This window comes from Mesorhizobium amorphae CCNWGS0123, from assembly GCF_001686985.1.
In the GTDB taxonomy this organism is placed as follows: Bacteria; Pseudomonadota; Alphaproteobacteria; order Rhizobiales; family Rhizobiaceae; genus Mesorhizobium; species Mesorhizobium amorphae.
In genome coordinates this window covers 4,826,717-4,850,793 of sequence record NZ_CP015318.1, presented here as the reverse complement: position 1 = coordinate 4,850,793, position 24,077 = coordinate 4,826,717, and the positions used below count along the sequence as shown (strand labels likewise).

22 protein-coding genes are annotated in these 24,077 nt (G+C 64.7%); 13 read left to right on the top strand and 9 right to left on the bottom strand.

The annotated features are described in order from the left end of the window. The first annotated feature begins 35 nt into the window (after window positions 1–35). Both A6B35_RS22955 and A6B35_RS22950 read left to right on the top strand, forming a co-directional pair. A complete protein-coding gene (locus A6B35_RS22955; protein WP_006204877.1) occupies window positions 36–764 on the top strand; it encodes an AzlC family ABC transporter permease in 729 nt (242 codons plus the stop codon). After that, entirely contained in the window at window positions 761–1,057 is a 297-nt protein-coding gene (locus tag A6B35_RS22950) for an AzlD family protein (RefSeq protein WP_006204878.1), read from the top strand. Before A6B35_RS22955 ends, A6B35_RS22950 begins: the two co-directional genes overlap by 4 nt. 10 nt (window positions 1,058–1,067) lie before the next feature. Here A6B35_RS22950 and A6B35_RS22945 read toward each other — a convergent pair whose 3' ends face one another. The 3 genes from A6B35_RS22945 to A6B35_RS22935 all read right to left on the bottom strand — a co-directional run bounded on the left by A6B35_RS22945 (window position 1,068) and on the right by A6B35_RS22935 (window position 4,467). Next, the gene (locus A6B35_RS22945; protein ID WP_006204879.1) at window positions 1,068–2,912 is read right to left on the bottom strand and encodes an aminopeptidase P family protein; all 1,845 of its coding nucleotides are present in this window, start codon (window positions 2,910–2,912) and stop codon (window positions 1,068–1,070) included. 98 nt (window positions 2,913–3,010) lie between these two features. Then, entirely contained in the window at window positions 3,011–3,883 is an 873-nt protein-coding gene (locus A6B35_RS22940) for a 50S ribosomal protein L11 methyltransferase (protein WP_006204880.1), read from the bottom strand. An 8-nt stretch (window positions 3,884–3,891) separates the two neighbouring features. Then, window positions 3,892–4,467 carry an SCO family protein gene (locus A6B35_RS22935; RefSeq protein ID WP_006204881.1) on the bottom strand — a complete coding sequence of 192 codons (576 nt, stop codon included), beginning with the start codon at window positions 4,465–4,467 and terminating at the stop codon, window positions 3,892–3,894. 206 nt (window positions 4,468–4,673) lie between these two features. Between A6B35_RS22935 and A6B35_RS22930 the strand changes: the two genes are divergently transcribed. The 3 genes from A6B35_RS22930 (at window position 4,674) to A6B35_RS22920 (ending at window position 6,587) form a co-directional block, all read left to right on the top strand. After that, on the top strand, window positions 4,674–5,162 hold the full coding sequence (locus A6B35_RS22930) for a CreA family protein (RefSeq protein WP_006204882.1): 489 nt from the start codon (window positions 4,674–4,676) through the stop codon (window positions 5,160–5,162). 73 nt (window positions 5,163–5,235) lie between these two features. Further along, window positions 5,236–5,877 (top strand): DapH/DapD/GlmU-related protein, encoded by a 642-nt coding sequence (locus A6B35_RS22925; RefSeq protein ID WP_006204883.1) that lies wholly within the window; start codon window positions 5,236–5,238, stop codon window positions 5,875–5,877. Window positions 5,878–6,158: 281 nt separating this feature from the next. Further along, window positions 6,159–6,587 (top strand): low affinity iron permease family protein, encoded by a 429-nt coding sequence (locus A6B35_RS22920; protein ID WP_006204884.1) that lies wholly within the window; start codon window positions 6,159–6,161, stop codon window positions 6,585–6,587. 3 nt (window positions 6,588–6,590) lie between these two features. Here the strand turns inward: A6B35_RS22920 and A6B35_RS22915 are convergent, their stop codons facing one another. Further along, window positions 6,591–7,457, bottom strand: coding sequence for an SDR family NAD(P)-dependent oxidoreductase (locus tag A6B35_RS22915; RefSeq protein WP_006204885.1), 867 nt, complete (start codon window positions 7,455–7,457; stop codon window positions 6,591–6,593). Between the two features lie 133 nt (window positions 7,458–7,590). Here A6B35_RS22915 and A6B35_RS22910 point away from each other — a divergent pair, with 133 nt between their 5' ends. Both A6B35_RS22910 and A6B35_RS22905 read left to right on the top strand, forming a co-directional pair. After that, window positions 7,591–7,872, top strand: coding sequence for a hypothetical protein (locus A6B35_RS22910; protein ID WP_006204886.1), 282 nt, complete (start codon window positions 7,591–7,593; stop codon window positions 7,870–7,872). Window positions 7,873–8,055: 183 nt separating this feature from the next. Next, window positions 8,056–9,258: an MFS transporter gene (locus tag A6B35_RS22905; RefSeq protein ID WP_006204887.1), complete on the top strand. Its 1,203-nt coding sequence runs from the start codon at window positions 8,056–8,058 to the stop codon at window positions 9,256–9,258. A 3-nt stretch (window positions 9,259–9,261) separates the two neighbouring features. Here A6B35_RS22905 and A6B35_RS22900 read toward each other — a convergent pair whose 3' ends face one another. Next, the gene (locus A6B35_RS22900; RefSeq protein ID WP_006204888.1) at window positions 9,262–10,734 is read right to left on the bottom strand and encodes an MATE family efflux transporter; all 1,473 of its coding nucleotides are present in this window, start codon (window positions 10,732–10,734) and stop codon (window positions 9,262–9,264) included. A 209-nt stretch (window positions 10,735–10,943) separates the two neighbouring features. Here A6B35_RS22900 and A6B35_RS22895 point away from each other — a divergent pair, with 209 nt between their 5' ends. After that, complete coding sequence (locus tag A6B35_RS22895; protein ID WP_006204889.1) at window positions 10,944–11,741, top strand: L,D-transpeptidase; 798 nt, start codon at window positions 10,944–10,946, stop codon at window positions 11,739–11,741. A 78-nt stretch (window positions 11,742–11,819) separates the two neighbouring features. Here the strand turns inward: A6B35_RS22895 and A6B35_RS22890 are convergent, their stop codons facing one another. Both A6B35_RS22890 and A6B35_RS22885 read right to left on the bottom strand, forming a co-directional pair. Beyond that, window positions 11,820–13,286 (bottom strand): esterase-like activity of phytase family protein, encoded by a 1,467-nt coding sequence (locus tag A6B35_RS22890; protein WP_006204890.1) that lies wholly within the window; start codon window positions 13,284–13,286, stop codon window positions 11,820–11,822. A gap of 324 nt (window positions 13,287–13,610) precedes the next feature. Further along, window positions 13,611–14,636, bottom strand: coding sequence for a LacI family DNA-binding transcriptional regulator (locus tag A6B35_RS22885; protein ID WP_006204891.1), 1,026 nt, complete (start codon window positions 14,634–14,636; stop codon window positions 13,611–13,613). 197 nt (window positions 14,637–14,833) lie between these two features. On the opposite strand from A6B35_RS22885, the gene A6B35_RS22880 reads away from it, so the two are divergent. From A6B35_RS22880 to A6B35_RS22860, 5 genes are all read left to right on the top strand, one after another. Then, window positions 14,834–15,865, top strand: coding sequence for a Gfo/Idh/MocA family protein (locus A6B35_RS22880; RefSeq protein ID WP_006204892.1), 1,032 nt, complete (start codon window positions 14,834–14,836; stop codon window positions 15,863–15,865). Continuing rightward, window positions 15,862–16,770 (top strand): sugar phosphate isomerase/epimerase family protein, encoded by a 909-nt coding sequence (locus A6B35_RS22875; RefSeq protein WP_006204893.1) that lies wholly within the window; start codon window positions 15,862–15,864, stop codon window positions 16,768–16,770. Before A6B35_RS22880 ends, A6B35_RS22875 begins: the two co-directional genes overlap by 4 nt. Before the next feature lie 122 nt (window positions 16,771–16,892). Then, window positions 16,893–17,906, top strand: coding sequence for a substrate-binding domain-containing protein (locus A6B35_RS22870; RefSeq protein WP_006204894.1), 1,014 nt, complete (start codon window positions 16,893–16,895; stop codon window positions 17,904–17,906). Between the two features lie 74 nt (window positions 17,907–17,980). Beyond that, window positions 17,981–18,778, top strand: coding sequence for an ATP-binding cassette domain-containing protein (locus A6B35_RS22865; RefSeq protein ID WP_006204895.1), 798 nt, complete (start codon window positions 17,981–17,983; stop codon window positions 18,776–18,778). After that, the gene (locus A6B35_RS22860) at window positions 18,775–19,824 is read left to right on the top strand and encodes an ABC transporter permease (protein WP_006204896.1); all 1,050 of its coding nucleotides are present in this window, start codon (window positions 18,775–18,777) and stop codon (window positions 19,822–19,824) included. Before A6B35_RS22865 ends, A6B35_RS22860 begins: the two co-directional genes overlap by 4 nt. 21 nt (window positions 19,825–19,845) lie before the next feature. Here the strand turns inward: A6B35_RS22860 and A6B35_RS22855 are convergent, their stop codons facing one another. Next, the gene (locus A6B35_RS22855) at window positions 19,846–22,560 is read right to left on the bottom strand and encodes an ATP-dependent helicase (RefSeq protein WP_065518260.1); all 2,715 of its coding nucleotides are present in this window, start codon (window positions 22,558–22,560) and stop codon (window positions 19,846–19,848) included. A 141-nt stretch (window positions 22,561–22,701) separates the two neighbouring features. Next, window positions 22,702–23,982, bottom strand: coding sequence for a flavin-containing monooxygenase (locus tag A6B35_RS22850; RefSeq protein WP_244426038.1), 1,281 nt, complete (start codon window positions 23,980–23,982; stop codon window positions 22,702–22,704). Window positions 23,983–24,077: the final 95 nt, after the last annotated feature.

Genomic DNA, 24,077 nt, shown 5'->3' with positions numbered 1-24,077 from the left:
CTCCCTACATACCACCCCTCTGGCAGGAGTGGCCGATGGCTGTGGAAGCGATCTCCGAGGGTAGCGCAAAAAGCGATTTCTGGGACGGCGTGCGGCTCTCGATGCCGGTCGTGGTGGCGTCGGCGCCGTTTGCCTTGCTGTTCGGGGCGATAGCCGTCGACAACGGATTTTCCGTGCTCGAGGCCTTCCTGATGAGCGCCCTGGTCTTCGGCGGCGCCAGCCAGATGGTCGGTATCGAACTGTTCGGGCAGCATGTCGCGCCCTGGTTGATCGTGCTGTCGATCTTCGCGGTGAACTTCCGCCATGTGCTCTATTCCGCCGGCCTTGGCAGACGCATCTCGCATTGGCCTGTGATCCAGCAGGCGCTTGGCTATTTCATCATGACCGATCCGCAATACGCCGTGGCCGAGGCCAGGGCGGCGTCCGGCAAGGCGGTTGGCTTTGTCTGGTATCTGGGGCTTGGCCTGCCGGTCTATGTGTTCTGGGTGGTCGAAAGCGCGCTCGGCGCGGTGTTCGGCAAGCTCATTCCCGACACGCATGCGCTGGGCATCGATTTCCTGCTGCCGATCTATTTCCTCGGCCTGGTGCTTGGTTTTCGCAAGCGGCCGCTCTGGCTGCCTGTGGTCATGGCCAGCGCCGTTGCCTCGATCATCGCCTACAAGACGGTGGGTTCGCCTTGGCACGTTTCCATCGGCGCGGTCGCCGGCATGCTGTTGGCGGTCATCCTGCCGCCGCACCATAGCGGCGTGGGGGAACGGCCATGAGCACCACCTTGTGGATCATCATCGCCGGCGCGATCGCTACCTATCTCACCCGCGTCGGCGGGCATCTGGTCATCTCGCGTTTCGAAAACATCCATCCGCGCGTCGAGGCGGGCCTGAACGCCGTGCCGGCGGCAGTGCTGACGACGCTGGTCGCACCGGCCGCACTTAGCGCCGGGCCCGCCGAATGGGCCGCGTTAGTCGTGACCGCGCTGGCGTCGCTGCGCGGCGGCCTGATGGCGATGTTCTTGGCCGGTACGGCGGTGCTGATCCTGGCGCGGCAGTTCGTCGGGTAGTTCCCGAAACTCAGATCTTTGCGTCGTGCGGCAGCGGTGCCGCCGCCTTCTCCAGCCAGGCCAGCGTTTCGCCGTCGAGCATCGGGCCGATTTCAGCCAGCACGCGTGCGTGGTACTGGTCGAGCCAGTGCAGCTCGTCGCGCGTCAAGAGGTCGGTGCGTATCAATCGCTTGTCGATCGGTGCCAGCGTCAGCGTCTCGAAATCGTGCACGGCGATGTCGCCGCCCTCAACCTGCTCGGCAGGAGTGATCAGCACGAGGTTCTCGATGCGGATACCGTAGGCGCCTTCCTTGTAGTAGCCGGGCTCGTTGGAGAGCATCATGCCGGCGAGCAGCTTCTCGGTACCGGTGCGGGCGATGCGTTGCGGGCCCTCATGCACGGCGAGATAAGAGCCGACGCCATGCCCGGTGCCGTGGGCGAAGTCGCAGCCATGCTTCCACAGCGCCATGCGCGCCACAGCGTCGATCTCGGAGCCGCGCGTGCCAGCGGGAAAGCGCAGCATGGAAATGCCGATCATGCCTTTCAGCACCAGGGTGAAGCGCTCGCGCATCTCCTCTGTCGGCGCGCCGATCGGCACGGTGCGGGTGATGTCGGTGGTGCCGTCCTGATATTGCCCACCGGAATCGAGCAGGAACAGCTCGCCATCGGCGAGTTTGCGGCTGGTGGCGCGCGACACGCGGTAATGCATGATGGCGCCGTTCGGGCCGGCGCCCGAAATGGTGTCGAAGGAGACGTCGCGCAACGGCATTTGCGTCTCCTCGCCGGTCTGCCGGCGTGTCTCCTCAAGCCTGGTGACGACCGCGATCTCGTCGAGCGAGCCCGGTTTTTGCCGGTCGAGCCAGCACAGCAGCTTGGCGATGGCGGCGCCGTCGCGACGATGCGCGGCGCGGCTGCCATTGATCTCGGCCTGGTTCTTGGTGGCGCGCGGAATGCGGGCCGGGTCGGGCGCGGCAACGACAGTGCCGCCATTGTCCTCGACCAGCATTTTCAGCTTTTCCGCCGCCAACACCGGGTCGAGCGCGATTTTTGCACCACCCTTGGCCAGGGCAGCGATGGCCGCCTCGAACTCGCCGGGCTCGTGCAATTCGGCAAGCTGCGTCAGATAGGCCGCGACGGTGCGCGAGAATTTGCGTTGGTCCATGAACAGCTGGTGCTTGCCGTCAGCGGCAAGCACGGCAAAACCGAGTGCCAGTGGCGTGTGCGGCACGTCGCCGCCGCGGATGTTGAAGGCCCAGGCGATCGAGGACGGGTCGGTCAGCACGGCGTGCGTGGCGCCGTCCTTGCCGATCGCAGCCGCCAGTCGTACCAGCTTGTCCTTGGCCAATTCGCCGGCAAAGCCGATCGGGTGGATCTCGACCGGCGCCCGCGGCGGTTCGGGCTGGTCCTTCCAGATGACGTCAATCGGGTTCCTGTCGAGCGGCACAAGTACCGCGCCGGATTGCTCGGCCGAGGTTTGCAGCGCCTTGACCTCACTCAGCGTGTGCAGCCAAGGGTCGAAACCGAGCCTGGCGCCCTTGCCGAGATTGTCCTTGATCCAGGTGGCCGGCGGGTTGTCGACGAGGCTCTCGATCGCAAAAATGTCGAGATCGACCTCGCTGCGCACCTGTAGGGTGTAGCGCCCGTCGACGAACATGAAGGCGCGGGCGGCGAGCACGACGGCGGCGCCGGCCGAACCGCTGAAGCCAGTCAGCCATTTCAGCCGCGCCGAGCGGTCGGCGACATATTCGCCTTGGTGCTCGTCGGCGCGAGGCACAATGAAACCGTCGAGGCCGTTGGCCGCCAGCCATTGGCGCAGCAGCGCCACACGCGGCTTGCCGACAGCCGGATCGCCAGCGGAATCAAAGGTCTGGAACATGGTGGCGTCTCCGTCGAATGCTCGCCGCGACCGTAGCGCATAGCCCCGGAAACCGGAATCGATTTCAGCAGGGCCAGATGGGTCGGATCGGGGTCGGATTACCGCTTGAGGTGGATCGTCACCCAGCCTTCGCGGTGCAAGGTCCGGACATGGCGGAACTGCTGCCCGACATAGGCCGAGACCACCGCGTCGCGCTGGCGGTCGAGAATGCCGGAGAGCACGATCGAGCCGCCCAGCGATATATGCCTGGCCATTTCCGGCGCCAGCCGCATCAGCGGCCGCGCCAATATGTTGGCGACGATGAGATCGAAGGGCGCGCGCGCGGCAAAGATCGGGTGGTGGAAGCCCGGCGCCGTCACCGCTTCGACCAGCGCCTTGACGTGGTTGAGGCGGGCATTGCCGGCAGCGACCTTGACGGCGACCGGGTCGATATCGGTCGCCAGCACCGGAATATGCGCGAGTTTTGCCAGCGCGATCGCCAGCACGGCGCTGCCGGTGCCGAGGTCGAGTGCGTTGCGTGGCTGCTCGCGTCGCACGACCTGTTCCAGCATTTCCAGGCAGCCGGATGTGGTGCCGTGATGGCCGGTGCCGAAGGCAAGGCCGGCCTCGATCTCGATGGCGAGGTCGCCGCTGCGGCGGCTGTCGCGGTCATGCGCGCCATGGACAAAGAAACGTCCGGCGCGCACCGGCTTCAGCCCTTCCAGCGAGCGCGTCACCCAGTCGACATCGGGCAGCGTTTCGCGTTCGATCGGTTTTGGCAGCGCGAGCCCGGTAAGGGTGTCTTTCAGCCTTGCCTCGACCACATCGACGTCGCCGTCGGCATAGAGCGACACTTCGTGGATGTCACGATCCTCGTCGACCTCGATCACGGCGATCGGCAGGCCCTCGTCTTCGAAGGCGACTTCGAGCGCCGCGAAGATGCACTCGGCCTCGATCTTGCGGGCGATAAAGTAGAGACGCGTCTGGGTCATGAGCGGTGTCAGCCTGCGGCCAGCCGCTTCAGCTTGGCTATGGCGGTGTCGGCGCTTTCGCCATAGGCGATGGTCCCGGAGAATTCGCCCCTGGCGTTCAGCAGCAGCACCGAGGCGGTGTGGTCCATCGTGTAGTCGCCGTCGCCGGTGTCGACCTTCTTCCAGTAGATGCTGAAGCCCTTGGCCATGGCATGGACCTTGTCCGGATCGCCTGATATCCCGACGATGCGGTCCGAGAAATTGCCGACATAGGTGTTCATCACCGCGGGCGTGTCACGCTCGGGGTCGACGGTGACGAAATAGGCATTCAGGTTCTTGCCGCTGTCGCCCATCGTCTTCAGCCAGCCGGCCAGTTCGAAGAGGGTGGTCGGACACACTTCCGGGCAATGGGTGAAGCCGAAGAAGACGACGCTGGGACGCCCCCTGAACGCTGCTTCGGTGATCGGGGCGCCCTTTTGGTCGACCAATGTGAACGGCGTGCCGAACGGCTCGCCGCCATAATGGCCGCGATACCAGTCGAAGGTGAGCCAGCCGATGCCCGCCGCCATCAGGACGAGAATGCCGACCAGTATTGAACGCATCATCAATGGGTGTCCGTCGTGATTGTCATGGCACGCGCCGGATGGGCGCGCAAAGCCCTTGTTCGGTGAACACTCTTACCGGTTTGGCGTGGCGCACGCAAAGATGTCGCGTTGCCGCAACCGACAGGCGGCGCACACACGATCTGCTTGCAAAGTCCCGCTGCCCGTCCCACCTGAGGTCGGCAAAACGCGAACCGCAGGAGGCTCATTTGCGAAAACTGATCGGCGGCGCCCTGGCCGCATGCCTTGTCCTCGGCACCGGTGTGGCGGCGGCAGACGAAGTGGGCAAGGTCGGCGTCGACTGGCTCGGCAACGACATCATCGTCGAGGCGATCAAGGATCCGAAAGTGGAGGGCGTCACCTGCCACGTCTCCTATTTCGATCGCGGTGTGATCGACCGCCTGCAGAAGGGCAACTGGTTCGAGGATCCGTCGGATTCCTCGATTTCCTGCCGCCAGACTGGCCCGATCACCATCGGCGACATCGACATGAGCGAAGGCGGCGAGGAAGTCTTCAAGCAAGGCATCAGCCTGATCTGGAAGAAGCAGGTGGTGAACCGCATCTACGACAAGACCAACGAGACGCTGATCTATCTGTCGCATTCGCGCCAGGTCCAGGATGGTTCGGCGAAGATGTCCGTCACCACCGTGCCGCTCTACGGCCAGAACGTGGTGTGGACCAAAGGCAAACCGAAATAGACTCTGGGCTGTTTGGCGGCGCGACAATTGCTTCCGCCTTGCGGCAGCAATTGCGCGGGGGTAAAGCCGCCACATGGACCGTGCCGAAAATCTTGTCCTGAAAGACCCGGAACCGCGCATTCATCCGACCGCGGAATTGAAGGCGTGCAAGCTTGGTCGCTATGCCTCGATCGGCGAACGGGTGATCCTGCGCGAAGTAACGGTCGGCGACTTCTCTTATTTCGAGCGCCATGCCGAGGCGATCTACACGACGATCGGCAAGTTCTGCTCGATCGCCGCCAACAGCCGGATCAATGCGCTGGAGCACCCGATCGAGCGGCTGACGCAGCACAAGGTCAGCTACCGGCCGAACGAGTATTTCCGCTGGCTGGGCGTCGATGCGGGCTTCCGCGAGCGGCGGCAGGCAAAGTCGGTCAGCATCGGCCACGATGTCTGGATCGGCCACGGCGCGGTGATCATGCCGGGGGTGACGATCGGCAATGGCGCGATTGTCGGCGCCAATGCGGTGGTGACGCGCGATGTGCCGGCCTATGCGATCGTCGCCGGCGTTCCGGCGAAACCGCTGCGCCAGCGCTTCGCCGCCGACATTGCGGCGCGCATCGAAAGCCTGGCGTGGTGGGACTGGGCTCCGGAGAGGCTGGCCCGGGCCGTGCCTGACATGCAGGATTTGCCGATCGAAGCCTTCCTCGACCGCTGGGAAAACGACGCGCCTTGATGCTGGGAAAATAACCCCTTCCGCCATGCGGGGGTGGCGCAGCGGAAGGGGCAGGAGTAGACCGCCGCAAGGCGGAAGGAACAGGCTTTTGACCTGCATCGGCACTATGGCAACAAACCCATAAGGCGGTTTTTCCCGGAGCCACGCTTTGTGCGTGCATTCGATTGTGGCCAGCGAAATCGCGCCGGCCGGGAACCGGAAGCGGCTGCCGTTGGTTTCTGATTGCGCAATGAATTCTACCTTCAGCCGAACTCATGTCGCTCAATCGTCGAGGTCCTTGGATGATCGAGAAGCTTTTTACCCGGATCGCCAACGCGGTCGCGCATCTTGCCGGGCTGCCGCTGACATTTGCCGCCTGCTGCCTGGTCATCGTCGTCTGGGCGGTGACCGGGCCGATTTTCGGCTTTTCCGACACCTGGCAGCTGATCATCAACACCGGCACCACGATCGTCACCTTCCTGATGGTGTTCCTGATCCAGAACACCCAGAATCGCGACGGCGCGGCGATCCAGGCCAAGCTCGATGAGTTGATCCGGGTCGGCCGGGCTCACAACACCTTCATCGGTATCGAGCATCTGACCGAAACCGAGGTCGAGGAGATCCGCGCCAAATGCGAACAGGCGGCAAAGCGGCATGACAAAAAGATCGCCGACATGGCGGCGAGGAAGGCGGTGGCCCAGAAGCGCGGCGCCAAGAGCCAGGCCGCGTGATCGTCAGTCGTTCATGAAGGAGGCGAAGGCGTCCTTGTGGTCCGGGTGCCAGCGCGACAGAGCAGGGCGGTTTTCGATGATGTCGCCAATCGCCCAGGCCATGCGCTTTTCATCCGTCGGCCGCGCCACCTCGTTGTCGGGACACAGGATGTAGAAGTCGCCCCGCTTGAGAGATGCCAGCATGAAATCGATGACCTGCTCGCCGGTCCAGGCGCCGGCCGGTTTTTCCACCGCGCCTTCGGTCAGGCCGGTAAAGGTGAAGCCGGGGATGAGCAGATGGGCCGAGAGCCTGGCGCCCGGCTCGTTGCGCAGGGCATGCGCAAGGCCCTCGGTGAACGTCTTCAGGCCGGCCTTGGAGACGTTGTAGGCGAGATTGCCGGGCGGCGTGGTGATGCCTTGCTTGGAGCCGGTGTTGACGATCAAGCCAGGCTTACCCGATGCCAGCATGGCCGGCGAGAAGGTTTCGACGCCGTGGACGACGCCCCAGAAATTGATGTCGAGCAGCCGCTTCCAGGCATCGCGGTTTTCCCAGGGTTTTCCCGGATTGTCGCCGACGCCTGCATTGTTCATCAGCAGCGACACGCCGCCGAAGGCGCTGTGCGCCTTTTGCGCCAGCCGGTCGACCTCGTCCGCCTTGGCAACGTCGGTGGCGACGGCGAGCACGCCATCCTCGCCGGCGATCGTGGCGATCGCGCGGGCAGCCGCGTCAAGGCGCGCGCCGCCGATGTCGGCGAGCACGATCTTCATGCCCATGGCTGCCAGCCGCTTGGCCGCGGCAAGGCCGATGCCACTGGCGCTGCCGGTGATGACGGCGACGTTGCCGGAGGCGAGGGCGGGCAAAGCGGTCTGGATTTCGGCATCGCTGGTCATGATTTTTTCCTTGTTCGGGGTTGCGCCGAACTTAGCGTCCGATGCGCCCGAGGCAAGTCCGGTTCGACGTCTTCGGGTTGACCATACTGGCACGCGCTGCGCATGTTGCGCGAACAGAGGAAGGATTTGCCGATTGACCGACTGGATCGAGATCCTGAAGGAGCAGACCGCCACCGGCGACCAGATGGGCCGCGAGGTGCCGCAGATGCTTGCCAATCCCGACATCAGCGAGGCGCAGGTGAAGACGCTGTTTTCGGCGCTGGAAAAACAGGCCGAGTTCGTTGAGAAACTGCGCATGGCGCTGGAGAAATTCGGCCATGATTTCCCGATCATCAAGGCGGCCGAACGGCTGGAAGAGCGCTATGCCGACCTTGCCGCGTCGGTCGCCGAAAAGCTGAAGGCGATGCGCAGATAGCGGCTGCTTTTTTCGACCAGCCTTTCGAAGCGCCTGTCCGGCACGAACCAGATACCGCCACCGCCACGTGCATGGCGACGCCGCCATGCTGCCAAGATTGTCAGGAGAGCATTCGGCAAGGGGAACGGCCGTCCCTAAATGGGCATTAGGCGGGTATCCCCCAAAAGCAAAGCAGAGGTCGAAATGACCACCCACGCTGAAACCATGACGAGAGACAATGGCGGCACTGCCGCGATGACCGCCGTCGCCGCCATGATCGCGGTGCTCTTCGCCGGCAGTACGGTGCTGACGCCGCTTTACGTCATCTACAAGCAGGCCTTTGGTTTCTCGCAGATCACGCTGACGCTGGTTTACGCCGTCTATGTGGTCGGCAATCTCGGAGCACTGCTGATGTTCGGACGATTGTCCGATGTCATTGGCCGCCGTCCTGCCGCGCTGGCATCGATGGCGATCGCGGTGGTCAGCGCATCGTTGTTTCTGCTCGCCGAGAATGTCGCCTGGCTCGATGTGGCCCGGATACTGAGCGGCCTCGGCATAGGCATCGGCGCGGGAACCGGCACTGCCTGGCTTGCCGAACTGATTGCCGGCGACGACAAATCACGCGCCGCCACGATCGCCACAAGCACCAATTTCGTCGGCCTTGGCCTTGGCGCGCTGGTGTCGGGATTGTTGGCCGAATACGCGCCCTGGCCGCTGCGGCTGACATTCGCCGTCTACCTGGGGGTGCTCGCCGTGGTCACTGTGCTGATCTGGCGCACGCGCGAGACCGTTGCGCGTCACGGACGACTTGCCGATGTCTCCATGCAGCCACGCCTCTCCGTTCCCGGCGCCATCCGCGCGCGCTTCGTGGCACCCGCGGTGACCGGCTTCGGCGCCATGGCGCTGGTTGGCTTCTATGCAGCTCTGGCGCCCAGCATCCTGGCACAGCAGCTGCATGCGACCAGCCATGCCGAGGCTGGCGCACTGTTTTTCGAACTGTCGATCGTGGCTGCGGCAACCATCCTGGCAACGACGCGGTTTTCAAGCCGCGCCACCATGCTGGCAGCGCTGGTGCTGATGATCCCGACGGTCGCCTTGGTCGTCGCCGCGCAATTCTTCGCATCCATGCCCATCATGATTGCAGCGACAGCTTGCTGCGGCGTGGCGGCGGCGCTCGGCTATCGCGGCGGCCTGCAAGTGGTGAACCAGATCGCGCCCGCCGACCGCCGCGCCGAAGTGGTGTCGGCCTTCTTCATCTGCTGCTTCTGCGGCAATGCGCTGCCGGTCATCGGCATCGGGCTTCTGTCGAGCTGGACAGGTGCCACGACGGCAAGCCTCGCCTTTGCCGGTATGATCACCATCTTCTCACTGGTGGCGCTCGGGTTTGGCGCGAAATACGCGCGCTGAGCATCAGCCGTTCGGCGTCTCCGGTGCCATGTTTGCGCGCTGGCGCGGCACGCCGAGGCCGGTGTCCGGCGGTTCGCCGGCAGCCGGCCTGTTCTCGATCATGTGCATGGTTCGCCAGCCGCCGAAACGGTAGTAGGCGGCGGCGAGCGCCAGCGAGGTGATCGAGCCGGCCGGAAAGCTCCACCACAGCGCTTCCTCGCCGATCACGCTGCGGAAGAAGTAGGCAAAGCCGGTGCGCACGATCAGCACCGAGATGACAAGGATGATCAGCGGCGGCATCACCGCACCGGTCGCGCGCACCGTGGCGAACAGCACGATGGTGACGCCGAACAGGATGAAGGACCACGACGCGACATTGTTGATGTGGGCGGCGATGTCGATTGCCGCGCTGTCGGTGCTGAGGAACAGGCTGAGGATCGAGCGGTCGAAAAGGAACAGCAGGTAGACCAGCGCGCCGGTTAGCACGAGGTTGAAGCCGACGCCGGAGGCGGCGATACGGCCGATGCGGTCCCAGCGCCCGGCGCCGACATTTTGGGCCGCCATTGAGGAGACGGCGGCGCCGATAGCCAAGGCCGGCATCTGGATATAGGTCCAGAGCTGCGCGGCGATGCCATAGGCGGCGGCGACCTGCGAGCCGTAGGAATTGACGATGCCCATCACCGTCAGCGCCGCCGCCGAGATGACGATCATCTGCAGACCCATCGGCACGCCCTTGAAAACGACGATCCTGAGCAGCGTCGGATCCGGCCGCAGCAGAGCGAGATTGGCGCCGGCCAGTCGCAGCGGATGCTTGCGCGCATAGAGCACGACGAGGATGGCGATCACACTCACCGTCTGGCCGATCAGCGTTGCGGTCGCCGACCCGGCAATGCCGAGTTCGGGGAAGGGGCCGATGCCGCGGATGAGCAGCGGGTTCAGGACGATGTCGAGCACGACGGCCAGCGCCATGAAAGAGAAGGGCGTGCGCGAATCGCCGGCGCCGCGCAGCACCGTCATGACGAAGGACAAGAGGTTCATCATCGGCACGGCGACGAAGATGATGCGCAGGTAGGAACGGGCGAGCGGCAAGGCGTCGGCCGGCGTTCCCAACGTGTTGAGGATGGCGTCGACCCAGACCCAGCCGCAGACCGCCAACAACACCGAGATGAGGAAGAAGAAGGTGGCGCTGGTGCCGACGACGCGCCGCGCCTCGGCCAGGTCGCGGGCACCGACCGATTGCGCGACCAGGATGGTGGCCGCCATGCCGATGCCGAACACCGTGCCGAGGATCAGGAACAGCACCAGATTGGCATTGGAGGTTGCGGTAAGAGCTGCCTCGCCGAGGAAGCGGCCGACCCAGACGGCGTTGATCGAACCGTTGAGCGATTGCAGCACGTTGGAGCCCAGAACCGGCAGGGCGAACAAGAGCAGCGTGCGCGGGATCGGGCCGCTGGTGAGATCGGCCGGGCGCCGGCGCGCGGGTATTTTTTCGTCCATGGCTGGCAACTCGGCGAAGGCGTATCAGGGGCCGGTCCGCGACGATTGCCGATTCAACGGGACAGGTCGATGCGGCGCCGGAAAAGGTTGGCCTAAGGTCTTCTGGCGAGCCTCGATCTAATCATGTTCTCAAAGCTCCCGGAATGGGATACTGGTCCTTGTGGCGTGGGGCCGCATCCTACTAGATGTTATGATAAGCCGGGGGGTTCATGTCCGATAGTCCGCTGTTTTTTGAGCGCCTGAACCGGCGCGCGTTTCTCGGTGCGTCCGCTCTGGGCGCGGCCTCCGTGGCTCTTTCGGCATGCACCACGACGGACGTCGTGACGCCGCCGCCAGTGGCAGCGCCGCCGCCGCCAAGCGAGTCGGCTTTCGGCGCTGCCGCAAGCATGTATGCGGCACGCGTCGACGAGGGCTATCAGCTGCCGGCAATCCCGGTAGACAAGCTCGATCCGAAGTTCGTACGCCAGATCGTGTCCGATCCGACCGGAGAAAAAGCCGGTACGATCGTCGTCGATACCTCCGAGCATTTCCTCTATCTGGTGCGCGGCGGCGGCGAGGCCATCCGCTATGGCGTCAGCCTGGGCAAGGCCGGGTTCGGATGGACCGGCAGCGCCGTGGTTCAGGCGCGGAAGAAGTGGCCGGTCTGGACGCCGCCGCCGGAAATGATCCAGCGCCGACCGGAACTGGCGAAATACAAGGACGGCATGCCGCCCGGCCCGCAGAGCCCGCTGGGCGCGCGGGCGCTGTATCTGTTCCGCGACGGCAAGGACACGATGTACCGGCTGCACGGCACGCCGGAGTGGGATTCGATTGGCAAGAACGCTTCGTCCGGCTGTGTGCGCTTCATGAACCAGGACATCATCGACCTCTACAGCCGGGTCAACGGCGTCGCGCAGGTCTATGTGCGCCCGAACCTGTCGGCCGCCGGGAAGATGACCGCCGTGTCGAACAGGACCGCCGAGCCTATCGATGCGGGCGTGCCAAGGGACGCCGAGATCTTGAAGTAGGCGCCCTTATGGCATCGGTGATCGTCGACAAGCGACTGCAGGCGGACGCGCTCGACGCGTCCGCCTTCTTGTCTGGAGCTAGTTCGTGACGAGCTTCGGCAGCGTCACCTGATAGACCAGGAACATGGTGTCGACATCGGCGCCGTCCTCGGCCTTGTAGACCGCGCCGACCTGGAAGCCGTCCTGGGTCATGAAGTCGTTGTCGTTGGCGACGAACAGGAAATAGTCGTCGGGCAGCTTCGGATCGAGCACGCTTACCAGCGACATCGCCTCCCACTTCTCCGAGAGGTCGTTCTTGTCGTTCGGCGCGCCATTGTGCAGGCCGAAGCGGCCAAGCTCGGCCTTGTCGTTGATGTCGATGAACGGCGTCAGCTTGGCCGGCGTCACCGACGGGTCGAGCACGCCCTTGGGCGCCACCGGCTTGTCGGCGGCGTCGAACGGGCCGCCGGCGATGTCGGTCGCTGCCGAGAGATCGACGATATTGATCTTGCGCAAGAGCGACTCATCGCCCTTCAATCCCTGGCCGTTGCCGCTGTCGCGGGTCAGCATCAGGAAGGTCTTGTCCGAGAGCGCGACGATCTCGCTCTGCGCCGCCACCTTGGTCTTGTCCTTGGCGTCCTTGAACACCGGCAGCGGCACGATGTATTCGTGCGCCAGCTTGAGGTGGGCGAGGTCGGAGGCGTCATAGACCAGCGCCCTGGTGTTCTGGCGCGTCGCACCGGAATCGCCGCCATCCTGGCGGGGTGCGGATTGCAGCACGGCAATCAGGAACTTGCCGTCCGGCGTCATCGCCATGCCTTCGAGGCCCTGGTTGTTCTGGCGGCCGGTCTCGGGATCCTTCGGATCGGGCTCGGCGGCACCAGGGCCTGGATTGTCCGAGGCGAAGTTCGGCTTCCCATGGCGCATCGGCACGAGTGCTGCCGGCGGCTGCGTCGCCGACAGCAGATGGCCATCGGCCGAGAAGCGGTAGATGTTCGGGCCATATTCGTCGGAGATGAACATGGAGCCGTCGGGCAGGCGCACGATCGCTTCGTTGTCGAGCGCCAGCTTGCCATTGTCGGCCTGCGGCAGGATCGGCATGTCGCCGGCGGCGGGACGAACGCCGTTGAGCGGGTCGAGGCCGGTGGCATCAGTGCCCTTGTCGTCGGTCAAAAGCATGGTGTCGGCGAGCGTCGCCTTGACGCCAGACTGTTCCTGGCCGGCGGCGGGAGCGGCACTCGGCGCTACCGGGGAAAGCTCGATCGCAATGGTGTTGAGGCGCGCCCGGTAGTCGGTGGTGCCGACGACGTTGTAGCCGCGGTCCGGCAGCAGCCACAGCGAACCCTTGTAGCCGGCGCCGTCACGCGCCCAACCCTTGACGTCGATCGCCATGCCGGAACCGGAGCCGAAGGTCTCGCCGAACTTGTCCTTCTGATTGGCCGGAATACGGCCGACGCCGACCAGCCCCTTGTTGACATAGGCGACGCCATCAGCGAGCGCCGGCGTCAAGGCGGTGAACAGAGCAAGTGCCGCGCCAAGCGCGACGGTTCGGTTGAGATGTTTCATGGATTTCCCCTTGTGACGAAGCAGCCCGGAGCCGGCGCCGCATCGACTTTGCCGCCAGCGCCTTTCCGCCAAGCGGTCTAGGACGCGAACATGATACTTGCGTGACAGGCAGGGGCTTCTTCCTTCTCCCCTGTGGGAGGAGGTGGCCGAGCGAAGCTCGGTCGGATGAGGGGTGTTGGCAGGATCGCCGCATTGAAGAAACTAAGCGCTTAAGATTATCCCTCGATGTTTCACGCTGCGTTTCTTCCGGCACTCCTCATCCGTCTCGGCGCTGCGCGCCGATCCACCTTCTCCAACAAGGGGAGAAGGAAGAGGCGTTCCCGCTCAATCACTCTCCCGCGCGATCAGCTCCAGCGGCCAGACCTCGTGCATGATGTGCGGGCCTTCCTCACCGGCGAAGGCGGGGAGCGAGGCGAGCAGCATCTCTGCCAGCCGCCGGCCCATGGGCTCCAGCGACGGACGGAAGGCGGTCAGCGCCGGCGAAAAGTAGCGGCAAAGCGGCGTGTCGACGATGACGATCACCGCGATGTCGTGACCGGGCCTGATGCCCATCTCGGCCAGCGCCTTGCAGCCGCCGAGCGCCATCGCGTCATTGTTGAAGATGATGGCTGTCGGCCGGTCGTTGGAGAGCATCACGCGCGGCGTCACCTGGTAGCCGCCGGCCTCGTTGATGAAGCCGTCGGCGATCAGGCCGGGGTCGACCTCGATGCCGTGGCGACGCAAGGCCTTGCGGTAGCCGTCGAGGAACAGATAGCCGAAATTGAGATCGTGCGACGGGCGGATGGCGGCGATGCGGCGGTGGCCGCGCGCCACCAACCGGTCGACGGCTTCATCACCCGCCCTCTCGAAATCGATATCGAGCGAAGGATAGGTGTCGCCGCCGGATTGACTTCGGCCAAGCGTGGCGAAGGGAAAGCCGGCCTTGCTGAGATAGTCGATCCGATCGTCTTCCCGCCGTGTATTGGCCAACACGACCGCGTCGGCCCGGCGCGTCTCAACCACGCGGCGCAGCCTCTCCTGCTGATATTGGCCGGGCTCACCCATGACGACCATCAGATCTAGGTCATACTCGGCGAGCCGCGCCTGCAGCCCGGTCAGGAACGGGATGAAGAACGGCTCGCCATATTGCTGGTCGCCGGGATGCGGTTGCAGCATGAAGGCGATTGAACGGGTGGCGCCCTGGCGCAGGCTGCGGCCCGACTGGTTGGGCGAATAGTTGAGCTCCCTGGCGGCTTCCAGTACGCGCTTGCGCGTGTCGGCGTTGACGTCGGCGCGGCCGTTCAGCGCCCGCGACACGGTGCCGATCGAAATGTTCAGGTGACGTGCAAGGTCGTGGATGCTGGACGCCAAAAGACTTTCTCCCCGACCTTCGCTAGCATTGGCCGCCGCTCAGGCCAAGGCGGTTGATGACGATTTTCACGAGCGGCCAATTGACATTCTACGCTATCGGGTGTGTTGTCGTAAACGTTTACGGAAAAACGTTTACGGTGATGCCGTGAGTGCCGTGACTTCGGTCTGGAGGGGCCGGACGGGAGGAGGAGCGCTGGATGTTCAATGTCGTCCTCGTCGGCTGTGGCGCGATGAGCAAGCATTGGCTCGATGCCGTGAAACAGATCGATGGGCTCGCCATTGTCGGCCTTGTCGACCTTGACGCCGAGCGGGCGAAGGCGAGGGCGCGCGAATACGAGCTGACCGGCGCCGTCATTGGAACCAGCCTCGACGCGGTGCTCGACCAGACCAGGCCCGACGCGGTGTTCGACATCGTGGTCCCTGCTGCCCGGCGCGACGTCGCGCTTTCCGCCTTTGCCCATAATTGCCACCTGCTGACGGAAAAGCCGTTGGCCGACAGCCCGGAGAATGCGCGCGCCATCGTGGAAGCGGCACGCCGCGCCGGGCGTGTTCATGCCGTCGTGCAGAACCGCCGCTATGTCGCCAATGTCAGGCGCATCCGGCGCTTTCTGGACTCCGGCGCCATTGGTGCCGCGACAAGCATCCATGCCGACTTCTTCGTCGCGCCGCATTTCGGCGGTTTTCGCGAGGAGATGGCACATGTCCTGCTGCTCGATATGGCGATCCACACCTTCGACGCCGCCCGCTATATGGTCGGCGGCGAGCCGGCCAGCGTCTATTGCCAGGAATGGGAGCCGGCCAGTTCCTGGTACCGGCAGGGATCGTCGGCCAGCGCCGTCTTCGATCTCGGCGGCGGCAAGGTCTTTACCTATGCCGGCTCCTGGTGCGCTGCCGGTTTCCGCACCAGTTGGGAGGGCAGCTGGCGCATCGTCGCCGAGCACGGCAGCCTCGCCTGGGACGGCCATGACGCGCTGACGGCGGAACTTGTGCTGCCGGTCCGCGACGGCCTTTTCGACAAAACCGAGCCGGTCGAGGTGCCGCCGCTCGACCCCGCCGACCGCGTCGACGGCCATCTCGGCATCATCCGGGATTTCATGCACGCCATCGAGACCGGCACCCAGCCGGAAACGCGCGGTGACGACAACATCAAGAGCGTGGCCATGGTCTTCGGCGCCATCGAAAGCGCCGAGACCGGACGTCGCGTGGCGATCTCAAAGGAAGCACAATGACGCCAAACCCGCTTCTCGACATCCGGATCGGCACCATGGTGCGGGCCAATCTCGACGACCCGGCGGCCTACATCAGAGAGATCCTGCCACTCGGCTTCGAGAGCATCCAGCCCTTTTTCTGGCAGACGCTGGGCGGCAAGGATCTGCCACGGCTGGCCGGCCAGATCCGCGAGGCGATCGGCGATGCCGACGTCACCGTGTCTTCGATCGGCGTGTTCGGCAATCCGTTGGAGAGCGGCGAAGTCGACCGCGGCGTGCTGAAGGCATGGGAGACGGTCATCGACCATGCGCATCTGTTCGGCGCCTCCACGGTCAGCGGCTTCACCGGGCGCATTCGTGGCAAGCCGCTGCCCGAGAGCCTGCCACGCTTCCGCGAAGTGTGGGGGCCGCTGGCCAAGCGCGCCGCCGACAAGGGCGTGCGCATCGCTTTCGAGAATTGCGCCATGGACGGCAACTGGGCCGCCGGCGACTGGAACATCGCCCACAATCCGGATGCCTGGGAGCTGATGTTCAACGAATTGCCGGACGACAATCTCGGCCTCGAATGGGAGCCCTGTCACCAGCTCGTCTATCTGATCGATCCGATGCCGCAGATCCGCAAATGGGCGCCGCGCATCTTCCACGTCCACGGCAAGGACGCGACGGTGCGCTGGGACGTGATCCGCGAACATGGCGTGTTTGGCCGCCTTCCGTTTGTTCAAATGCGCACGCCGGGCTTCGGCGACAGCGACTGGACGCGGGTGATCAGCGAATTGCGGCTGGCCGGATACAAGGGCGCCATCGACATCGAAGGTTGGCACGACCCAGTCTATCGCGGCGATCTGGAGATCACGGGCCAAGTCCGCGCGCTGGAATACCTCCAGCAATGCAGGGGAGGTGTCAGCTACCTGCCAAATCCGATGTGAGGCCAAATCTGATGTGAGGATTGCCCGGCGGGAGGAGCCGGCCGGCCAGGAACTGCGGCGCCAAGCCGAAGCCATCGTCGAAAACCCCTCGGCTTGCGAGGGACCAAAAGGGAGGAACGTGCATGAGCATCGCGATGAGAACGACACTTCTGCGCTCGAGCGTCGTGGCGGCGGCCACGGCACTGTGCGCCGCAATCTCCACTCTGCCGGCGCAGGCGCTCGACGCCCAATGGTGCAAGGACGTCCATATCCGCTTCTTCGTCGGCGGCGCCGAGGGCGACGCCTTCGGCACCATCGTCTATAATGGCGCCAAGCAGGCGGCGGCCGATCTCGGGCCGAAGGTCGACTACATCTTCTCCCAGTGGGACGTAGAGAAGATGGTGCAGCAATTGCGAGAAGCCGTCGCCGTGAAGCCCAACGGCATCGCCATGATGGGCCATCCGGGCGACGCCTCGATCATGCCGCTGGCCGAACAGGCGCACAAGGACGGCATCAAGATGATGTACCAGAACGTACCGGTGCCGAAGGTGGTGGCGGCGTTCGGCGGCGGCTATGTCGGCGCGCAGCAGGAACAGCAGGGCCGCGCGCTCGGCGCCGAGGCGTTCAAGCTGGGCGGGCTCAAGGCCGGCGACAAGGCGATCATGATCGGTCCGTTCGAGAACGAGAACCGCGGTGCGCGCGAGCGCGGCACGGTGGCGGCGCTGAAGGAAGCCGGCGTCGAGGTCATCCAGCTGTCGTCGCCGCCGAGCGGCGAATGGGCGTCCGACCCCAATCTCGCCATCCCGGTGATCACCGCCGCACTGCTTAACCACCCCGACGTCAAGGCGGTCGGCTATCCGGGCGGACAGATGCTCGGCAACGTTCCCACCTATATGCAGGCGGCGGGGCGCAAGCCCGGCGACATCTTCAACTTCGGCTTCGATACCAGCCCGCAGATCGTCGAGGGCTTCAAGGGCGGCTGGGTGCAGCTGACAGCCGACCAGCAGCCGTTCCTGCAAGGTTACCTGCCGATCCTCAGCCTCTGCCAGCAGGTGGTGCTGGGCCTGGCGCCGATGAATGTCGACACCGGAGCCGGCTTCGTCACGCCGCAGAATTACGAGATCGTCTCCGAGCTCGCCAAGCAGGCGCTGCGCTGACCATTTGAAACTCTGCCGGCCGGAAAACCGGCCGGCAGCACCGTCGGCATCCTGAAAACGAAGCGAGGACCGCCATGGCCGAACGCATCATCGAACTGCGCGACATCAGCAAATCCTACGGCCAGGTTTATGCGCTTGGCGGGGTCAATCTCAGCGTCGACCGTGGCGAGGTGGTCGGCCTCATCGGCGACAACGGCGCCGGCAAGTCGACGCTGATCAAGATCCTGTCCGGCGTGGTCAAGCCGACCAGCGGCGAGATCCTCGTTCGCGGCAAGCCGGTCACCGGGTGGAGTGCCGCGCGCTCACGCGACGCCGGCATCGAGACGGTGTTCCAGGACCGGGCGCTGGCCGTGCAGCAGACCATCGTGCGCAACATCTTCATGGGCCGCGAACTGACCAGCTTCATGGGCTGGCTCAAGGTCGGCAAGGAGATCGAGGAGGCGACCCGGCTGATGCGCGAGATCGGCTTCACCTCGAAAGTGTTCACGCCACACTCGATCGTCGGCCAGCTTTCGGGCGGCGAGCGCCAGGGCGTGGCGATCGCGCGCGCCATCTACAAGCAGGCGGAGCTGATCATCCTTGACGAGCCGACGACGGCACTGTCGCTGACCGAGACCGCCAAGGTGTTTCATTTCGTGCGCCAGGTGCGGGCGAGCGGCCGCTCGATCCTGTTCATCGGCCACAACATCCACCATGTCTTCGACATCGCCGACCGTTTCGTCGTGCTCGATCGCGGCAAGGTGGCACTGACTGCGGACCGCAGCGAGGTCAAGTCGGCCGAGGATCTCATCAACTTCATGGAAAACGTGGCACACCCAGGCGGACTGGCGGGGCTGCATGACGCCGGCGAAACGGAGCAGCGAGTGCGATGAGCAAGACCATGGAACCCGATCTGCAGAGCCCCCTCGGCGGCACGCACGGCGAACCGGCCCGGACAGAGTGGAAACACCCATCCGACCACTGGCTGCGCGGTTTCGTCATCGACAACCGCGCTTCGCTCGGCACGCTCGGCGTGTTCATCGTCATGATGGCGGTGTTCATGATCGCCAACCCGACCGTCTTCACCACCTGGTATCTCTACAGTTCCGTGCTGACCACGCTGCCGGTGGCACTGTTCGTGGTGGTGCCGCTGGTCTTCGTCGTCACCTGCGGCGAGATCGACCTGTCGTTCCCGGCAACGATGGGTTTTGCTTCCTGGGTCTTCGCGTTGGTGGTGCAGGCCGGCTACGATCCGTTCCTCGGCATAGCCGCCGCAATCGTCACCGGCACGCTGCTTGGCTTCCTGGTCGGGTCGCTGGTCGTCTATGGCGGGCTGTCGTCGCTGATCGCCACGCTCGGCATGAATTTCCTGCTGCGCGGCCTGATCCAGATCATCAACGAGGGCAAGTCGATGGCGCTGACCGGCCTTGCCGACAGCCGGGCCTACACGATCTTCTCCAGCCAGGTGTGGGGCATTCCGGTGCAGATCTTCTGGGCCATCGGCTTCGTCGTGCTGTCGGCGATGCTCTACAACCGCCACCGCTTCGGCGCGCAGGTGAGGGTGGTCGGTGACAATCCTGACAGCGCTCAGCAGATGGGCATCGACGTCAAGCGCGTGCGGGTGAAAGTGTTCGTCTTCGTCGGCATTGGGGCTGCGATCGCCGGGACCTTCTCGGTGATGATCAACTTCACCTGGTGGCCGACCGCCGGTGACGGCTATCTCCTGCCTGTGCTGGCCTCCGTGTTCGTCGGCGGCACGCCGACCTGGGGCGGCATCGGCACCGTGGTCGGCGGCGCGATCGGGGCGGTCACCGTGTCTTTCATCCAGACAGGTGTCGTGGCGGCGGGATTGAGCGGCTTCTACGTGCAGTTCTTCAACGGCCTGATCATCATCCTGTCGCTGCTTGGCCATAAATGGAACCAGGCGCGGTATCGGTGAACGCAGGTATTTTCAGGCTGCTCACACCGCCGCGACAAACCCGTCCAGCACGCGTTTCTGGCCGGCCTTGTCGAAGTCGATGGTCAGCTTGTTGCCTTCGATGGCCGAAATGTTGCCATTGCCGAATTTCTGGTGGAAGACGCGGTCGCCGACGCTGAAGGCCGACGGCTTGTCGGCAACGGATTTGGCGACCAGCTCGCCGTCGATCGTGCGGCCCTTGACCGAGGTGCGTCCGGCGCCGTGGCCGGAGTCGGTTTCGCCATAGCCGATACGCTCGACCTGATGGCCGGAGCGCGAGCCCCAGTTGCGGTCGGTGGCTTCGGTGCGGTTGGCCTGCGCGCGCTGCCAGCCGGGCGTCGCATAGGTGTTGGAGAAGGATTTTTCCTCGGCAATATTGTCGAAGCGCGAGGCGCCGTAGGGATTTTGCCGGCCGCCACGACCCCAGGCGAATGAGCCGCCGCCATAGTTGTTGCCGTAGCCGCCGTAGGAGTTGCCGCTTTCGGCGACGTCGACATGGGCTTCCGGCAGTTCCTCGAGGAAGCGTGACGGGATGGTCGATTGCCAAAGACCGTGGATGCGGCGGTTGGAGACGAACCACAGATGCAGGTTCTTCTTGGCGCGGGTCAACCCGACATAAGCCAGCCGGCGCTCTTCCTCCAGGCCGGAGCGGCCGCCTTCATCCAGCGCGCGCTGATGCGGGAACAGGCCTTCCTCCCAGCCGGGGAGAAAAACGGTCTCGAATTCGAGGCCCTTGGCCGAATGCAGCGTCATGATGTTGACGGCATCGAGCTCGGCATTCTGCTCGGCGTCCATGACCAGCGCGACATGTTCGAGGAAGGAGCGCAGCGACTCGTATTCCTCCATGGACCGGATCAGTTCTTTCAAATTCTCCAGCCGCCCCGGCGCCTCCGCCGAGCGGTCGTTCTTCCACATGTCGGTGTAGCCGCTCTCCTCGAGGATGGTCTCGGCGAGTTCGGTGTGCGGCGTGGTTTCCAGCGCCTTCTGCCAGCGTTCGAAATTGGCCGCGACCTCGCGCAAGGCGGCGCGTGGCTTTGGCTTCAGCTCGTCGCTCTCGGCGAGCTTGGCGGCCGCCTCCAGCATCGGAATGCGAAGCGCCCGCGCCGTGTCGTGGATCTGCCGGATGGTGGCCTCGCCAAGGCCACGTTTCGGCACGTTGACGATGCGCTCGAAGGCGAGGTCGTCGGCGCCTTGCGCGACGACGCGGAAGAAGGCCATGGCGTCGCGGATTTCGAGGCGTTCGTAGAAGCGCGGGCCACCGATGACGCGGTAATTGAGGCCGAGCGTGACGAAGCGGTCCTCGAATTCGCGCATCTGGAAGGAGGCGCGGACAAGGATCGCCATGTCGTTGAGATTATGCCGGTTCCCTTGCTTGTCGGGGCGCTGGTAGGCCTCGATGGTCTCGCCGACGGCGCGCGCCTCTTCCTCGGAATCCCAGGCGGCATGGACATGCACCTTGTCGTCCTCGGGCTCGTCGCGGTCGGTGAACAGCGTCTTGCCGAAGCGGCCCTCATTGTGGGCGATGAGATGTGAGGCGGCGCCGAGGATGTGCGCGGTCGAGCGGTAGTTGCGCTCCAGCCGGATGATGGTGGCGCCGGGAAAATCCTTGTCGAAGCGCAGGATGTTGTCGACCTCGGCGCCGCGCCAGCCGTAGATGGATTGGTCATCGTCGCCGACGCAGCAAATATTGACGGTGGCGCGAGCTTCAGCCGAAGCGCGCCCAATCTCCCCCCTTGTGGGGGAGATGTCGGCGAAGCCGACAGAGGGGGGCGCTGTCCCGCCAGCCTCTCCGCCACGAACATTGGAAGCGCCGCGATCCTTCGCGCCCCCCTCTGTCCTGCCGGACATCTCCCCCACATGGGGGGAGATTGGCTTGCCTTCCGGCCGCTGCGCCAAGAGCCGCAGCCACATGTATTGGGCGGTGTTGGTGTCCTGGTATTCGTCGACGAGGATGTATTTGAAGCGCCTGTGGTATTCCTTCAGCACATCCGGATAGGCGCGGAAGATGCGGATCGGGTGGCAGAGCAGGTCGCCGAAGTCGCAGGCGTTCAGCGTCTGCAGCCGATCCTGGTAGGCCTTGTAGAGCTCGCGGCCCTTGCCGTTGGCGAAGCTGCGCGCGTCGCCCTCAGGGATGTCGGCCGGACCTTGCCCCTTGTTCTTCCAGCCGTCGATCATCTGGGCGAACTGCTTGGCCGGCCAGCGCTTGTCGTCCAGCCCTTCGGCCTGGATGATCTGCTTGATCAGGCGCACGACATCGTCGGTGTCGAGGATGGTGAAGTCGGATTTGAGTCCGGCAAGTTCGGCATGGCGGCGCAGCAGCTTGACGCCAATCGAGTGGAAGGTGCCGAGCCAGGGCATGCCCTCGACATTGCCTTCGCCGATCAGGAAACCGATGCGCTGCTTCATCTCGCGCGCGGCCTTGTTGGTGAAGGTGACGGCGAGGATCTGGGAGGGGAACGCCTTGCCGGTGGCGAGGATGTGGGCGATGCGGGTGGTCAACACACGCGTCTTGCCGGTGCCGGCGCCAGCCAGCACCAGGACCGGGCCTTCGGTGGTTTCCACCGCCAGCCGCTGCTCGGGGTTCAACCCTTTCAGATAGTCGGGCGCGCTGTTCTGACCGCTGCGGGCAGCCATGGCACGCGCGGCGATGCCGGACGGGGCCGCGGGCCGCGCATTCGGTTCGTCAAAAAAGGGCATGTCTTCCGAAAAGCCGGACATCGCCCCGAATGTAGTGATTCGGCAGCGAAAGGCCAGAAGTGTCTCCGTTTTGTTCTCATTTGTCAGCGCAATTGCCGGGCGCCGTGCGAATATTGCCGCCCCGGCGCCCGACTATGCGTTCAAAAGCCCGTCCGTCAGCCCTTACCGGGCGGCCGCCCGCATCCGTTCGCCGATCTTGTCCGCCACATAGCCGGCATCGCGAGCCGCGCCATGGATCATGGTGGACGAGGTCGAGTGCTGGAAATGCAGGCCGCAGACATAGAGGCCGGGTTCGCCCTCCACCGCGCCGCGATACTGCTTCACCCGGCCGCTGTCGTCGAAGATCGGCAGCTTGATCCAATCCAGCCCGGCCCGGAAACCGGTGCACCAGATGACGTTCGAAACGTCGAGAAGCTGGCCGTCGTCGAGCATCGGCTTGCCGTCCCGGACGCCGGCGACGCGGGAGACCCGGCGGACGCCGGCGGCATCCAGATCTTGCGGCTTGACCCGGATCAGCGGCAGGCCATGCGACAGCTGCTGCGGCTTGGCCTTTCGGCCCATCGGTGTGTCGACCGTGAGCAGGCGGTGGAAAACGATGCGGAGGACGACCGGCAGCACTAGACGCATGGCAAAATAGCCATTGTAGGCGACGGGGATGTGGCCGGGATGCCGGCCGGCCAGCCAGACTTGATGCGTAGCCGCGAGATCCATGGCGATTTCCGCACCGGAATTGCTGGCACCAACCAGCAGCACGCTGCCCGGATTGAGCTGCCCAGGGTTCTTGTAGACGCCCGAGTGAAATTGCCGGATCGACGGATCGAGCGACGCCGCGAAATCCGGGATCTTCGGCTTCTGGTAGCTCGAGGCCGCGGCCACGACATGCCCGGCGACGTACCGGGTCTGGCCGGCAGAGACGATGTAGCGGTCGCCGGAACGGGTCACCTCGTCGACCTTGAAGCCGGTGCGCACCGGCAGGGAAAACTTTTTCGCATAGACTTCCAGATAGTCGGCCATGTCGTCCTTGGTCGGGAAGGAATAGCGTTCAGCGGGGAAGGGCATGCCGATCAGCGCGTCAAAGCGTGCCGGCGTGAACAGGCGCAGCGAATCCCAGCGCGAACGCCAGATGTCGCCAACGCGTTCGCGTGCCTCCAGGATGACGAACTTCACGCCCTTGCGGGCGAGATGGTAGCCGACGGACAGGCCGTTCTGGCCGGCGCCGATGACGACGACGTCGACATGCTCTTCCCTGAGCGCGGGCCGCCTTTCTTCGTCCGATGGTACTTGGCTGCCCGCTGCCTGCAGGGCGCCAGCCTCCAGTTGCATGAACGCTGCTCCCGGTTCCAGCAAGGAACCGGCGCGCGCCCTGGTCTGGGTGATGCCGACGCGGCCGTGCGGTTTCAGTACGGGGCTTGAAGTCGGGCGAGGTGTCGAAATCTGGTTCATGATCGCTCCATGCGGTTGTCGTCAGCCATGGAGCGAAAATAGCGATCCGACGCGGCGGCGCTTCGGGGAGATACCTCACGACGGAAAAGAAGCGG

Coding starts and splice junctions, on each gene's coding strand:
- A6B35_RS22860 (WP_006204896.1), top strand. CDS start 18,775: ATGAGCAAGACCATGGAACCCGATCTGCAGAGCCCCCTCGGCGGCACG.
- A6B35_RS22955 (WP_006204877.1), top strand. CDS start 36: ATGGCTGTGGAAGCGATCTCCGAGGGTAGCGCAAAAAGCGATTTCTGG.
- A6B35_RS22900 (WP_006204888.1), bottom strand. CDS start 10,734: ATGGACGAAAAAATACCCGCGCGCCGGCGCCCGGCCGATCTCACCAGC.
- A6B35_RS22870 (WP_006204894.1), top strand. CDS start 16,893: ATGAGCATCGCGATGAGAACGACACTTCTGCGCTCGAGCGTCGTGGCG.
- A6B35_RS22945 (WP_006204879.1), bottom strand. CDS start 2,912: ATGTTCCAGACCTTTGATTCCGCTGGCGATCCGGCTGTCGGCAAGCCG.
- A6B35_RS22905 (WP_006204887.1), top strand. CDS start 8,056: ATGACCACCCACGCTGAAACCATGACGAGAGACAATGGCGGCACTGCC.
- A6B35_RS22880 (WP_006204892.1), top strand. CDS start 14,834: ATGTTCAATGTCGTCCTCGTCGGCTGTGGCGCGATGAGCAAGCATTGG.
- A6B35_RS22850 (WP_244426038.1), bottom strand. CDS start 23,982: ATGAACCAGATTTCGACACCTCGCCCGACTTCAAGCCCCGTACTGAAA.
- A6B35_RS22895 (WP_006204889.1), top strand. CDS start 10,944: ATGTCCGATAGTCCGCTGTTTTTTGAGCGCCTGAACCGGCGCGCGTTT.
- A6B35_RS22950 (WP_006204878.1), top strand. CDS start 761: ATGAGCACCACCTTGTGGATCATCATCGCCGGCGCGATCGCTACCTAT.
- A6B35_RS22925 (WP_006204883.1), top strand. CDS start 5,236: ATGGACCGTGCCGAAAATCTTGTCCTGAAAGACCCGGAACCGCGCATT.
- A6B35_RS22940 (WP_006204880.1), bottom strand. CDS start 3,883: ATGACCCAGACGCGTCTCTACTTTATCGCCCGCAAGATCGAGGCCGAG.
- A6B35_RS22865 (WP_006204895.1), top strand. CDS start 17,981: ATGGCCGAACGCATCATCGAACTGCGCGACATCAGCAAATCCTACGGC.
- A6B35_RS22875 (WP_006204893.1), top strand. CDS start 15,862: ATGACGCCAAACCCGCTTCTCGACATCCGGATCGGCACCATGGTGCGG.
- A6B35_RS22855 (WP_065518260.1), bottom strand. CDS start 22,560: ATGTCCGGCTTTTCGGAAGACATGCCCTTTTTTGACGAACCGAATGCG.
- A6B35_RS22920 (WP_006204884.1), top strand. CDS start 6,159: ATGATCGAGAAGCTTTTTACCCGGATCGCCAACGCGGTCGCGCATCTT.
- A6B35_RS22935 (WP_006204881.1), bottom strand. CDS start 4,467: ATGATGCGTTCAATACTGGTCGGCATTCTCGTCCTGATGGCGGCGGGC.
- A6B35_RS22915 (WP_006204885.1), bottom strand. CDS start 7,457: ATGACCAGCGATGCCGAAATCCAGACCGCTTTGCCCGCCCTCGCCTCC.
- A6B35_RS22890 (WP_006204890.1), bottom strand. CDS start 13,286: ATGAAACATCTCAACCGAACCGTCGCGCTTGGCGCGGCACTTGCTCTG.